The 12,888-nt window shown below is 56.1% G+C and carries 14 protein-coding genes; 8 read left to right on the forward strand and 6 right to left on the reverse strand.

Annotated features, from left to right (window positions below; all coding sequences use genetic code 11):
- Positions 1-3 precede the first annotated feature (3 nt).
- From ACQ86N_RS19525 to ACQ86N_RS19545, 5 genes are read left to right on the forward strand one after another with little or no spacing between them, the layout of a single operon-like run.
- Complete coding sequence (locus ACQ86N_RS19525; RefSeq protein WP_431216587.1) at positions 4-330, forward strand: hypothetical protein; 327 nt, start codon at positions 4-6, stop codon at positions 328-330.
- Entirely contained in the window at positions 242-871 is a 630-nt protein-coding gene (locus tag ACQ86N_RS19530) for a nitrilase-related carbon-nitrogen hydrolase (RefSeq protein ID WP_431217492.1), read from the forward strand. Before ACQ86N_RS19525 ends, ACQ86N_RS19530 begins: the two co-directional genes overlap by 89 nt.
- Positions 814-1,368, forward strand: coding sequence for a hypothetical protein (locus tag ACQ86N_RS19535; protein WP_431216588.1), 555 nt, complete (start codon positions 814-816; stop codon positions 1,366-1,368). Before ACQ86N_RS19530 ends, ACQ86N_RS19535 begins: the two co-directional genes overlap by 58 nt.
- Entirely contained in the window at positions 1,296-3,503 is a 2,208-nt protein-coding gene (gene preA / locus ACQ86N_RS19540) for an NAD-dependent dihydropyrimidine dehydrogenase subunit PreA (RefSeq protein WP_431216589.1), read from the forward strand. The genes ACQ86N_RS19535 and preA overlap by 73 nt, the downstream gene beginning before the upstream one ends.
- The gene (locus ACQ86N_RS19545; RefSeq protein ID WP_431216590.1) at positions 3,503-3,979 is read left to right on the forward strand and encodes a hypothetical protein; all 477 of its coding nucleotides are present in this window, start codon (positions 3,503-3,505) and stop codon (positions 3,977-3,979) included. The genes preA and ACQ86N_RS19545 overlap by 1 nt, the downstream gene beginning before the upstream one ends.
- A 66-nt stretch (positions 3,980-4,045) precedes the next feature.
- On the opposite strand, the gene ACQ86N_RS19550 is transcribed toward ACQ86N_RS19545, so the two are convergent.
- From ACQ86N_RS19550 to ACQ86N_RS19565, 4 genes are read right to left on the reverse strand one after another with little or no spacing between them, the layout of a single operon-like run.
- On the reverse strand, positions 4,046-5,230 hold the full coding sequence (locus ACQ86N_RS19550; protein ID WP_431216591.1) for an aldose epimerase family protein: 1,185 nt from the start codon (positions 5,228-5,230) through the stop codon (positions 4,046-4,048).
- A 32-nt stretch (positions 5,231-5,262) separates the two neighbouring features.
- On the reverse strand, positions 5,263-6,444 hold the full coding sequence (gene galK / locus ACQ86N_RS19555) for a galactokinase (protein ID WP_431216592.1): 1,182 nt from the start codon (positions 6,442-6,444) through the stop codon (positions 5,263-5,265).
- 49 nt (positions 6,445-6,493) lie between these two features.
- Positions 6,494-7,117: an enolase C-terminal domain-like protein gene (locus tag ACQ86N_RS19560; RefSeq protein WP_431216593.1), complete on the reverse strand. Its 624-nt coding sequence runs from the start codon at positions 7,115-7,117 to the stop codon at positions 6,494-6,496.
- 48 nt (positions 7,118-7,165) lie between these two features.
- A complete protein-coding gene (locus ACQ86N_RS19565) occupies positions 7,166-7,537 on the reverse strand; it encodes a hypothetical protein (protein ID WP_431216594.1) in 372 nt (123 codons plus the stop codon).
- Between the two features lie 220 nt (positions 7,538-7,757).
- Here ACQ86N_RS19565 and ACQ86N_RS19570 point away from each other — a divergent pair, with 220 nt between their 5' ends.
- Both ACQ86N_RS19570 and ACQ86N_RS19575 read left to right on the forward strand, forming a co-directional pair.
- Positions 7,758-8,087, forward strand: coding sequence for a hypothetical protein (locus ACQ86N_RS19570; RefSeq protein WP_431216595.1), 330 nt, complete (start codon positions 7,758-7,760; stop codon positions 8,085-8,087).
- A gap of 31 nt (positions 8,088-8,118) precedes the next feature.
- Positions 8,119-8,475: a T9SS type A sorting domain-containing protein gene (locus tag ACQ86N_RS19575; protein ID WP_431216596.1), complete on the forward strand. Its 357-nt coding sequence runs from the start codon at positions 8,119-8,121 to the stop codon at positions 8,473-8,475.
- Positions 8,476-8,747: 272 nt separating this feature from the next.
- Here the strand turns inward: ACQ86N_RS19575 and ACQ86N_RS19580 are convergent, their stop codons facing one another.
- Both ACQ86N_RS19580 and ACQ86N_RS19585 read right to left on the reverse strand, forming a co-directional pair.
- On the reverse strand, positions 8,748-9,113 hold the full coding sequence (locus ACQ86N_RS19580; protein WP_431216597.1) for a 4-alpha-glucanotransferase: 366 nt from the start codon (positions 9,111-9,113) through the stop codon (positions 8,748-8,750).
- Positions 8,998-11,283 carry a 4-alpha-glucanotransferase gene (locus tag ACQ86N_RS19585; RefSeq protein ID WP_431216598.1) on the reverse strand — a complete coding sequence of 762 codons (2,286 nt, stop codon included), beginning with the start codon at positions 11,281-11,283 and terminating at the stop codon, positions 8,998-9,000. Before ACQ86N_RS19585 ends, ACQ86N_RS19580 begins: the two co-directional genes overlap by 116 nt.
- Before the next feature lie 383 nt (positions 11,284-11,666).
- On the opposite strand from ACQ86N_RS19585, the gene ACQ86N_RS19590 reads away from it, so the two are divergent.
- The gene (locus tag ACQ86N_RS19590; RefSeq protein ID WP_431216599.1) at positions 11,667-12,842 is read left to right on the forward strand and encodes a hypothetical protein; all 1,176 of its coding nucleotides are present in this window, start codon (positions 11,667-11,669) and stop codon (positions 12,840-12,842) included.
- Positions 12,843-12,888 lie beyond the last annotated feature (46 nt).

Genomic DNA, 12,888 nt, shown 5'->3' on the forward strand with positions numbered 1-12,888 from the left:
TCAATGCCCAGAATCATCAGATCAGGACTCATCCAGATGAGCCTTCCCCTAACGGAAGGCGAAGGCACCATCGGCGAGATCAAGGAAGCCATGCTCCAGAAGCATATCCCCCTTATCGAAGAGGCCGGAAAGAAAGGCGTACAGATCCTTTGTCTGCAGGAGATCTTCAATACGCCCTATTTCTGTCCCGGACAGAACAGCGCACTGGTACTCCTCCGCGGAATCGATCCCCGGCCCGACCATCGAACGCATGACCGAATATGCAAAAAAATACAGTATGGTCATGGTCGTTCCCATCTACGAAAAAGAACAACCCGGCGTCCTCTATAATACCGCCGCCGTCATCGACGCCGACGGCACCCTGCTCGGGAAATACCGGAAGAACCATATCCCGCATACCTCGGGTTTTTGGGAGAAATTCTTCTTCAAACCCGGCAATCTCGGCTATCCCGTGTTCCAGACCCGCTATGCCAAAGTCGGAGTTTATATCTGCTACGACCGGCATTTCCCCGACGGCGCGCGCTGCCTTGGACTCAACGGCGCCGAGATCGTCTACAACCCATCCGCAACGGTCGCCGGCCTCTCGCAATACCTCTGGCAGCTGGAACAGCCCGCGCACGCAGCGGCCAACGGCTATTATATGGGCTGCATCAACCGCGTCGGAGAAGAAAAGCCGTGGCATCTGGGCCGCTTCTACGGCAGCAGCTATTTTGTCGATCCCCGCGGACAGATCTTCGCCCAAGCCTCCGACACAAAAGACGAACTCCTGATCGCCGACTTCGACCTCGACAAGATCGACGAGATAAGAAGCGTATGGCAGTTCTTCCGCGACCGTCGGCCCGAGACCTATGGCAGACTAACCGAACTATAAAACTACAGGCACATGCCCATCAGCAATCAACGCCTCTCCCCCGCCGAATATGCCCGCAACTTTCAGGACATCCACCCCCCTTCGAGACAAGGGAGGCCGCGCTCGTCGACGCCAACCGCTGCCTGTACTGCTACGACGCGCCCTGCACGAAAAGCTGTCCGACGGGTATCGATATCCCGAAATTCATAAAGCAGATCACCACCGGCAACATCAAAGGCTCCGCCCATACGATCTTCCAGTCGAACATCATGGGCGGCGGATGCTCGCGCGTCTGCCCCGTCGAAAAACTCTGCGAAGGAGCCTGCGTCTACAACCTCATGGAAGAAGACCCGATCCCCATCGCCCGGCTCCAGCGCTATTCCACCGAACCCGCCATCCGGCAGCACTGGCCCCTCTTCCAGCGCAAGGAACCCACCGGAAAAAAGTGGCGGTCGTCGGCGCAGGCCCCTCCGGCCTCAGCTGCGCCCACGTGCTGGCGCGGACAGGCGTGGACGTGACCATCTTCGAGAAGGAAGAGAAGGGCGGCGGACTCATGACCTACGGCATCGCGGCCTACAAGGTCACACCCGAATTCTGCGAGGAAGAGCTGCAATACATTCTCTCCGTCGGAGGCATCGAAATAAGCTACGGGCAGGAGCTCGGCCGCAACATCACGCTCACACAGCTGCGGCAGGGATTCGACGCCGTCTACCTCGCCTTCGGCGTGGGCACGGCCCGCCGTCTCGACATCCCCGGCGAAGAGCTCCCCGGCGTCGTTGACGCGATAAAATTCATCTACGACATCCGCAGCAACGGCTTTCCCGACGTTCCCGTCGGCGACAAGGTCGCCGTCATCGGCATGGGCATGACCGCCATCGACGCGGCTACCGAGGCCCGCCGCCTCGGCGCCAGCGAGGTCACGATCGTCTACAGAAGGACACAGGACGAAATGCCCTGCACACAAAAAGAACTCGATATCGCCCTCCTCGACGGCTGCAGGATCCTCTGGCTGGCGGCGCCAAAAACCATACTCGGCGGGACCACAGGAGTGAAAGCCCTCGTCTGCTCGGTGATGCGCCTCGGCGAACCCGACGCAAGCGGCCGCAGAAGCCCCGCCGACACCGGAGAAACGATCACCCTCGACGTCGATATGGTCATAAAAGCCGCCGGCCAGACACCCTATACGGAGATCGTCCGCGCCGCTGGCACTGGACAACGACAAAGGGAAGATCACCGTCGGGGAAGGCGGCAGCACCGGGCTCGCCTATGTCTTTGCCGGCGGCGACTGCGTCAACGGCGGAAAAGAGGTCGTCGACGCCGTACAGGCGGGAAAAGATACCGCCTCCGCGATTCTACAATTGATCAACAGCTAAACCAAAAGACCATGGCTGACCTCCATACCGATTTTCTCGGCATCCATTCACCCAACCCCTTCTGGCTGGCAAGCGCGCCCCCTACAGATAAAAAGATCAACGTTCTCCGTGCCTTCGAAGCCGGCTGGGGCGGCGTCGTCTGGAAAACCCTGGGCAGTCAGGTAAAGAACGTCTCCTCCCGCTACTCCTCCGTCGACTACCACGGCACCCGGATGATGGGCCTGAATAATATCGAGCTCATCAGCGACCGGCCCCTGGATATTAACCTAAAGGAAATAAAAGAATGCATCCGCCTGTTCCCCGACCGGGCGATGATCGTATCACTGATGGCGGACAATGACAGAGACAGCTGGCACGAACTGATCCGTAAGGTCGAAGATACCGGCGCCCACGGACTGGAGCTCAATTTCGGCTGCCCCCACGGAATGACCGAGCGCGGAATGGGTGCCGCCGTAGGCGGGGACCCCGAGATCGCCGGAATGGTGGTGGAATGGGTGATGGAAGCCGCTACGATCCCCGTCATTACGAAACTGACCCCCAACGTCCACTCCGTCGTCCCCACAGGACGCGCCGCCGTGGAAGCAGGCAGCAACGCCCTTTCCCTCATCAATACCATCCAGTCGGTGACCGGCGTCGACCTCGATACCCTGATCCCCAATCCCAACGTCGCCGGCAAGTCCACCTTCGGCGGCTACTGCGGCCCCGCCGTCAAACCCATCGCACTCAAGATGCTGACGACCATCGCGCAGGACCCCGTCACCGCACGCGTTCCCGTATCCGGTATCGGAGGGGTCAGCACCTGGAAGGACGCAGCGGAGTTCATGCTCCTGGGCGCCACCAGCATTCAGGTATGCACAGCCGTTATGAACCACGGCTTTCGCATCATCGACGACCTCCGCGAAGGACTCGGCAACTGGATGGACGAAAAAGGATTCGCCCGCACCACCGACTTTATCGGCAGATCCGTCCCTACCCTCACCCACTGGGAAGACCTCGACATGAACTATCATATCGTGGCGCATATCGACCCGGACAAATGCATCCACTGCGGCCTTTGTTACATCGCCTGCGAAGACGCCTCTCACCAGTCCATCCGCCTCGACCCGGGCCATCCCTATAACACCTATACGATAAAAGAAGAGGAATGCGTAGGATGCAATCTGTGCAAACTGGTCTGCCCCGTCGACGGCTGCATCACCATGGTCGAACACCGCCACGGCGCCGAATACCTCGACTGGAAAGAATACCAGCGGCGCGGCCTGCCGCTGAACGACCACTGATGCAACGTTTGCTCAGCAGAGCTTGTCAAGGGGATAAACCTATCGGCCATGAAATTATTTGCTGCCTGCTGCGCCGCCTGCTTCTGGCGTCGGCCAGCTGTGAAAAACATTCCCAAAAATCCTCTTCATCCCAGTCGCTCAAAGGAAGCTGGGAACTCCGCGCCGCCCAGTCCTCGATGCTGCCGCTCACGAGCTATTTGCCTGGTAATGCCAATATTCTGAAGTTTACCGACGATACTTATTCGATCTCTTCCAATGGCCAGACCGTAAAGACCGGCAACTACACCGTAGTGGAAGACCACAGCTTCAACGCCCTTGTCGTACCGGCAGGTCAGTTCATCCATCGCGTGGACTATCAGGACGCTGCGCACCAGAAGGTGTTCTTCCAGATCAACGGGGATACCCTGACCTTCCTCTCCGGCGTCTTCGCGCTGGACAGCGGAGTAAAAATGCAATACAGGTTGGTAAGTCAATAAAATTGGTAAGTCAATAAAAAAGACCCCCGCTTCCGCGGGGTTCTTATTTCTTTTCGTTCATGCAGCTTATTTTCCAGCCGTTCCGAACTGATAGACCGTGCTCGTCCGGTAGGTCTGTCCGGGCTTCAGCTCCGTCGTCGGGAAGCCAGGCTGATTCGGCGAGTCGGGATAGTGCTGCGTCTCGAGACAGAAAGCGCTGCGGTGATCGTCCTTTTTGCCGTTTTTCAGCGTATTCTTTCCTTCCATAAAATTGCCGCCATAGAACTGTATGCCGGGCTCCTCGGTATATACATTCATCACGATACCGCTCAGATCACCCTGCACGGTCGCGGCAGGAGCAAGCCCCTTCTCGCCCGCGGCCCTGCTGATGACAAAATTGTGGTCATAACCCTTGCCGTATTTCAGCTGAATATTGTCGTTGTCGACGCGCGCGCCGATCGTGGTAGGCGTGCGGAAGTCAAAGGGAGTATTCGCAACCGACTCGATCTTTCCCGTGGGGATCAGCGTCGAATCGACAGGCGTGTACTGCCCGGCGTTGAGGCGCAAAGTATGATTGTTGATGGTTCCGCTGCCCTGTCCGTTGAGATTGAAATAGGTGTGGTTGGTGAGGTTCAGGACAGTAGCCTTGTCCGTCGTAGCCTCATAGCTGATCTTCAGCGCATTGCTATCAGTCAGCGTATAGGTAACTTTAACTTTCAGGTTGCCGGGATAGTTCTCTTCTCCGTCTTTCGACAGATAGGACAGCTCGACGGTATGGTCGTCTACCTGCTTGCCGGTCCATATCACCGCACCGAATCCCTTCTTGCCGCCGTGCAGAGAGTTGGGTCCGTTGTTTTTGGCGAGGTTATAAGTCTTTCCTCCGACCTTGAATTGTCCTTTGGCAATACGGTTGCCATAACGGCCAACAATAGCCCCGAAATAGGTTTCCGGCCCGTGGATATAACTCCCGATGCTGTCATAGCCCAGGACTACGTCCGTGGGATTGCCGTTCTTGTCCGGCACGATCAGACTCACGACGCGGGCGCCATAGTTGGTGATCGCCGCCGTTACATTCTTGTTTTTGAGGATATACAAGGCCGTTGGCTGACCGTCTACCGTGTCTTTGAAGCTTCCGGCGTCCGGCAGGGCCGCCCCCGGCGCTTTTACAACGGCCGAATCTTTACCCGTATCAGCCGCCGGCTTGTCATTACCACCGCAGGATGCCAGAAGGCTTGCACTGCAAGCCAGAGAAAACAAAAGTCGTTTGTTCATATTAGCAAGTTTTAAATTTTTTCCGGTGGTAACTATTCTCCGAGCGAGGTACCGTTCTCGATCTGCCCGATATAGACCTTCAGGTCTTTCTTCATCGCCTTCCGGTATACCGGCGTCAGTCTTTCAACAAGGCCGTCGATGGCCTCTTCCTTCACCAGATTGATGGTGCAGCCGCCAAAACCGCCGCCCATCATGCGGGCGCCGATCACGGAAGGGTCATCCTTCACCTGGTCGACAAGGAAATCCAGCTCCGGACAGCTGACGGCGTATTTACGGCTCAGCCCTTCATGGGTCTCGAACATCTTCTCACCGAAGGAGGCGATATCACCCCTCTCCAGGTCCTTCGTCGCCGCCAAAAGACGGGCGATCTCCTCCACCACGTATTCGCACCGCTGGTTGACAAGCGCGTCTACGGACGCCACATAAGCCTTCAGCATATCCATATTCGCGTCCCGCAGGGTTTTTACTTCGGGGTGATGTGCCTGGATCAGCTTTACGCCCGCCTCGCACTGCTGCCGGCGCGTATTGTATTCGGAAGAAACCAGGGAATGTTTGACATTGGTATCCAGCAGCACGATCCGGATGCCCGCCGTATCGAACGGAACATAGGCATATTCCAGCGACTGGCAGTCCAGCCGGATGACGTGATTCCTCCGCCCGAACATGCTGGCGAACTGGTCCATGATCCCGCACTGTACTCCGACAAACACGTTCTCTGCCCGCTGCGCCAGCTTCACCATCGTCATCGGATCAAGCCCCAGCCCGAACAGCTGGTTGATCGCAAAAGCCGTCGCGCACTCCAGCGCCGCGGAAGAAGACATCCCGGCCCCCAGCGGAATATCGCCGCCAAAGACGCAGTTGAAGCCGCCGAGCTCATGACCCAGCGCCTGTATCTGCTGCACTACCCCGAGGATATAGTCCGGCCAGTGCAGAGACGAAGGCACGACCCTCTTCGCGGAACCGACATACTGACGGTCCAGATCGAGGGAGACGAGGTGCAGCTCGTCGTCCGAACGACGGCTGACCGCCATATAGATGGCTTTATTGATTGCTGCAGGTAATACAAATCCATGATTGTAGTCCGTATGCTCCCCGATCAGGTTGACACGGCCGGGCGAACGGACGATCAGCGGGTCCGATTCGGCAAAGACCGTTCTGAACTTTTCTTTTACCCGGTAAGACAGTGATGGAGCGTGTTCAGTAGTTTTTATCATATGCGAGCTGGTCTGGTCTATTCTATATTCTATAAGCGTCAAATCTACGTTAATTTGTCATTCCCGCTGCCGCTTCTCTGGAAAAAAGTCCCGTAAATTCTACCCCCAGTCCGGCACCGTTGGGAATGGTCACCCGATCCGCACCGATTGCAAGCCCCGTCCCCAGATCGTCCCTCAGTAGCAGCGGCCCATCCATATCCACATAGTCCAGTTCAGGCAGCAGGTGCGCAATGGCCGCGCTGCCGATGGTACTCTCGTTCATGCTTCCCACCATTACCTTCATTCCCAGCGAACGGGCCTTCCCGATCATCCGCCGCGCCGGCGTGATACCGCCGCACTTGGTCAGCTTGATATTGATCCCATGGAAGAATCCCGCGCAGGCTTCCACGTCCTCCTCCTTCACGCAGGATTCATCGGCGATCAGGGGCAGGACCGACTCCTTATATAATACCCGCATGCCGTCCCAGTCGTCCCTGGCCAGGGGCTGCTCGACAAACTCCACCCCCAGCTGAGCCAGCACGGGTATCAGCTGCAGCGCCTCCCCGACGGTCCAGCCGGCATTGGCATCCACCCGGAAGACGGCGTCCGTCTCCCGCCGAAGGGCCTCCATAATGGCCAGGTCCTCGGGCGTCCCCAGCTTGATCTTATAGATCGGCCGGGGCCTCTCCCTCATCTTGGCCACCATTTTATCGACCGTGTCGATACCGATGGTAAAATCCGTCTAGGGCCCGCTGGTCGGGTCCAAATTCCATAACTTATATAACGGCTGCTGCCGCATCTTGCCAAACAAGTCCCAGCCCGCCATATCCAGCGCACAGACGAGAAAGGAATTATCGGGTATCAGATGGTGCAGATAGTGCCAGTAGCGCTGGGGGTCCGTTATCGCAAACCCCTCGATCCCCGCCCTTTTGGCCTCCAGGTCGGCGATCATCTTCTCCACCGGTATATGATAGTAGGAAATGGCCGGCGCCTCCCCATAGCCTTTTACGCCCCTGTGTTCGAGCTCTACGATCAGGGTCGGCTGGTGCGTTTTCGTGCCCTGGAAATGGTAAAAGGATGTCTGAATTCGAGTTGATAAGAATAATACGTACAAATCATCGCCACTAAGATAACGATTCCCGCGGTCCCGGAAGCCTTCGGAATTTACGGTCCGACCACGGGCTTCCACGCATTTTTTTGCATTTTTGAGAGCATTTTTCCCCTTTACGGGAAACCGCGAAAGAAGTGGCACACCCATAAGCCCCTGTTTACCAAATTGTTATTTTTTGGCACTTTTTTCCGATACCTAGTCACAACACGCAATCGTACCTAACATGAAATCGAGCACCATAACAATCATCGAGCAGCGAGATTCGGCCCGTACCTGGTCAATCAATTGTCTCCGGGCCAAAAAGATTACCGCAGCCCTGATCCTCGCCCTCCTGATCTCCGCCACCGGCAACCTTAGCGCCCAGATGGCAACCAGCGCGTCCGCCACTCCGGCCCTGCTGCTCGCTTTCACCGGAAAGGCACAGACCAGCAACGCCCTGCTTTCATGGACGATGGAAGGTCAGACCAACTGTAAATGGTTCGTGATCGAGCGTTCCGGGCGATACGGGCGGATACGACTCCATCGGCGTCGTCATCGGTCTCAACAACGGTAACACCAACAACTATACGTTTTCTGATGACCATATGCTGAAAGGCAACAACTACTACCGCCTTCGTCAGGTAGATATGGACGGCGTCCTCCGTTATTCCAAGATAGTTAACCTGAGCAATATAGAGAGCAACAACAAAATGGCCGTTTATCCTAACCCCGCCATCGCAGTGCTCAACTACAACGTCAGCAGCCCCGCCGCACAGCAGGTGATCGTACAGGTCTACAATCTGTCCGGTATCATCCTCATGACCGAGCAGCAGCAGCTGAACGCAGGCAACAACCAACAGTCTTTGGCTATCTCCGGACTGAAAAGCGGCAACTACATCCTGAAAGTTTCCAGCCGCACCGGATCCAGCCAGTATGTGCAACCTTTTGTGAAGATCATGTAATGTGGAAAGAAGTAGACACCTGAAACTGCAAAGACCCCAACCCCTTTACCCCTCTCCCTACGGCAGCCAGCATTCGTTTCTGAGTGTTCGGCTGCCAACCTTTTTATCTATCTCCCGCTGGCCTCCACCTCTTCCCGGACCGAAGCGTTGAACTCCTTTTCCTTTATCAGTTCCTCGAGATTCAGGTGCATCCGGTACCTCCAGTAGTGATGCGGATTTGCCGGAACATTGATCCGTTCGTCGTGCGGGTTCTCCCTGCGGGAAGGTCTCGCTCATCCCCATGATATCCTGCAGCTGGAATATACACCACATCGCGGGACTGTGCAGGTGCTGGAGGACGATCGCTTTGTTGATCCATGGCTCACAGGAACAACGGAGCCTCTCCCCACTGACCCAGTTCCTGGTTGAAGAAGCGCTGGGTCATGCTCCTGTCTTTCCTCCCACCAGCCGCGGATCGTGCTCATGTCGTGCGTGGAAGGGGTGACGACGGACAAATACGGAGCCTCTGAAGGATGGAAGAATTCACGCGCCGGATTCTTCGGCATTCGCTGCACTTCGAGACTCAGGATGCCCAGCTGACGCATGACGTCGGGAACACTGCGCGGCACCATGCCCAGGTCCTCTCCGCAGACGAGCATATTGGTAGCCCTTTTCAGCGCAGGTAGTTTTCGCATGGCCTCCTTCTGCCAGAAATCGTCCTCGGCGACTGTAGAAATAGTTGACATAAAGGTCCTTCAACTGCTGCTGCACATGCCATTCGAGATGACGGAAGGACGAAGTATTCTCCATCGAAATGCGGAAATGGAATTGCTGCCCGCCGGAGCCCTCCACTTCCAGCAGGATCAGATTGGACACGAGGTCGTATAGTCCGGTTCTCAGCTTGTCACCATAGGCTGAAGCAGCCTGCTCGCTGAAATGAACGGCAATCTTGCGCTGCGTGTCGAAAGCGGATTGGAGACGGTACTGGCCGTTGCCCTCCGGCTCCAGCCACGACGTTTTCACCGTCTCCGCCATATCGGGTCCAAAGACTTCGTTGAGTACCGTGTCATTAATGAACGGCTTCGTATAACGATCCTGGTCAAACCAGATATTGCGCTGCTGGAACTCCACCCGGTGTACCGGTATCGCCGGCTCGAAATGCCCGAGTATACCTTCCACGATATCCATGGGAATACTCCAGATCCGGAAAAACCCCAGGATATGGTCGATGCGGAAGGCGTCGAAATAGTTGCGCATATGCCCAAACCGGCGTTTCCACCAGGCGTAGCCATCCTGCTGCATCCTTTCCCAGTTGTAGGTCGGGAAACCCCAGTTCTGTCCTTTTACCGCAAAATTGTCCGGCGGCGCCCCAGCCTGAAGGTCCATATGATAGAGCCCCGGCTCAACCCAGGCGTCGCAGCTGTTGCGGCCGATCCCGATGGGGATATCGCCCTTTAGCACCACCCCGTGCTCGTGCGCATAGTCCACCGCCTCCCTCAACTGAAGGTGGAGATGATACTGGATAAAGTATTGAAGAGCAATGGAATCATACTGCCTTCCGCTCGGCGCCGTGAACTTCCGGATCGCTTCGGCGTCATACCGGCCATGCTGCTTCCACCGCGTAAATTCAGAGCTGCCATTCTTGTCCCTGAGGTAGCAAAAGGCCGCATAGGGAACCAGCCAGTTCTCGTTGTCCGCAAAAAAGTCCAGAAACCCGGGATCTTTCTTAAATTCTTCTTTCTGTAACTCGTACAATTCTTTAACTGTCAATAATTTGATCTTGATCACCTGCTCGTAGTCGAGTTCGGTCAAAGCATTCAGTTCTTTCTGCTTCTTCTTCAGCGGCTTGATCAGATCGGCATATTTCCGCCCCGCACACTTCTCCAGATTGAGATAGATCGGATGAAGCGCAAAAGCTGAGATGGCGGCATAGGGATAGGAATCCAGCCAGGTATAGGTCGCCGTCGTGTCCTGTACCGGCAGCAGCTGAACCAGCCGCAGACCACACTTGACCGCCCAGTCGACAAGCAGCCGGATATCCGTGAACTCCCCCACCCCCATCGACTGTTTGCTGCGCAGGCTAAACACAGGTATTGCAACCCCCGCGCCCTTCCATCCCGAATTCGGCAGATGAACAAATCCGTCGTGGATGATGCTTACCTTTCCCTTGCGGGCATCCCCGGGCAGACTCCGATTGGGACCGGTCTCATATCGTACAAAGCTTTTTTCCTTCTTGTTGTAGACGCCGTATTTGTATTCGATCGGAAACGATTCCGGAGGAACGCTCAGCCGCAGCACCCACCAGCCACCCTCCGGCGTCAGCAGCAGCGGGTCGGTCTCGTCCCAGTCGCGGAGCGTGGTCCCATTGCCGAGCAGGCAGACAACCTCGTCCGAGGCCAGCAGCGGCGCTTTTACGAGGAACTCATGCGTCGGCAGCGTCTTGACCCGGCCTTTTTTCGCGGCCTTATGATGGGGCAGCAGAACCTCCTGGAACGGGTTGGTATAAAAAACGTTCTCGTATTCGCCGGCATAGTTCCAGGTATCGATGACCTGCACCTCACTGAGGCCCGCAGCCGGAAATTCGACCACCTTGTCATCGCCCCACTCTTCCGTCAGCGTCCCGTCTTCGTTCCTGAGCACGTAGTGATAACGCAATGGCTCCTCAGGCAGCGATCCGAGAACAATACTGGCATGCCAGAATTCGCCATTGACATAGTCGAGCGCGAGAGCGGAATGGATATCGTCATTACCCAGCTGAGCTATATTCCCCGTCACCAAAATAGACTGGCCGGGGTGCGTGTAGAACCGTAAATAAAAATCAATTTTCATGTCCCTCTAATGTGTACTTTTTACATTATACTACTAAGGTATACTATTTTTTAGCTTCTTTTAGCAAACCGGATAAAATTTACTGATAGCGTGGAATTTTCCCTCTGAAACCCGAAGATATTCATTTTTTTAGCTTTGGTTCGTTGCATCCTTTGCCGTAGCTTCGCACAAATTTGAATTTCAATGGAACAGCAAAAGAAAAAATACAGGACTTTATTGGGTATTATTTCTGATCTCTGCAGGTGCTTTCGCCCTGGCCGTTGCCTCACACTTTGAATACCTGACCCTGATCCTTCCCTTCGTCTGCACCTTCTTCGTCAAGGCGCTGGATATCATGTAAGCCAACTAATTCTTTACTATATTCGAATGCCACTTGACCTCAGGTGGCATTTTGCTTGAACCGGATGGGGTCCGGTACGCTTCACCCCCTCGCGCCGCCTATGTCCACCGCCTCCTTTTACCGGTCTGCACTCGCCGAATGCAATGGTCAGGCCCAGCGCCTGCGAAACAAAATGAACGGCCTCGCCGTCGTCCGGCTCCTCCTGTTTGCCGCCTTCATCTATTCGATCGTCCTGCTGACCCGGGGCTTCAGCCCGCTGGTAATGATGCTTGTCCTCGTCCTGTTCGCAGCCTTCCTCTTCTCCGTCAACGTCTACTATCGCCTGAAGGACCAACGCTCGCTGCAGGAGCAGCTGGCCCGGCTCAACACCAACGAACTGTCCGTCCTCGACGGCGACCTCAACGGCTTCTCCGACGGCGCTATCTATCTCGATTCGGAAGGCTATCTGGACGACCTCGACATTTTTGGAAAACGCTCCCTCTTTCATGCCCTCAACCGCACGACCACCAGCCACGGGGAACAGGCATTCAGCGGGCTCATGCGCAACAGCCTGCTTTCTCCGGAAGCGATCCTCGCGCAGCAGGAGGCCGTCCGCGCACTGGCCGCCCAGCCCACACAACGCCAGCTGCTGACGGCAAAAGGACTGCTCGCCGGCGAGGCGGCAGGCAACCTTGACAATATCCAGTCCTGGCTGGACGGCCCAACCGTCCTCTACCAGCGCAAAGGACTTCGCATCCTCATCAACATCCTCACGGTATTCAATCTGGGAACGGCCTACTACTACCTTTCCAGCAACAACTATACCCCCTTCCTGATCGGCGCACTCATCTCCTGGGGTATCACCGGCAGCTATACCAAATATATCAGCCAGCAGCACCTGCTGATCGCGCGCAAGCAGAGCATACTCGACCAGTACGCGGGCATCCTCGCTGTATTCAATACTGTCAGCATCGCTGACTCAGCCACGCTGAAACAACTGCATTCACAGACCGAAGACGCGCATAAGGCTATCCGTCAGTTGTCAAAACTGACATCCTTCTTCGACCAGCGCCTGAACGTCCTGGTCAATATCGCCTTCAATACGTTGTTTTTCTACGACCTGCGCTGCCTGACCGCGCTCGAGCGCTGGAAGATCGCGCACAGATCCCGCTTTCCCCAGTGGGTCGCCACGGTCGGCTCCATCGAATGCCTGAATTCCCCCGGCAGGTTTTGCGTTTAACAACCCCGACTATGTCTATCCGGCTCCCGAGTCCAACACCGGCAAT

Source organism: Puia sp. P3, from assembly GCF_050632245.1.
In the GTDB taxonomy this organism is placed as follows: domain Bacteria; phylum Bacteroidota; class Bacteroidia; order Chitinophagales; family Chitinophagaceae; genus Puia.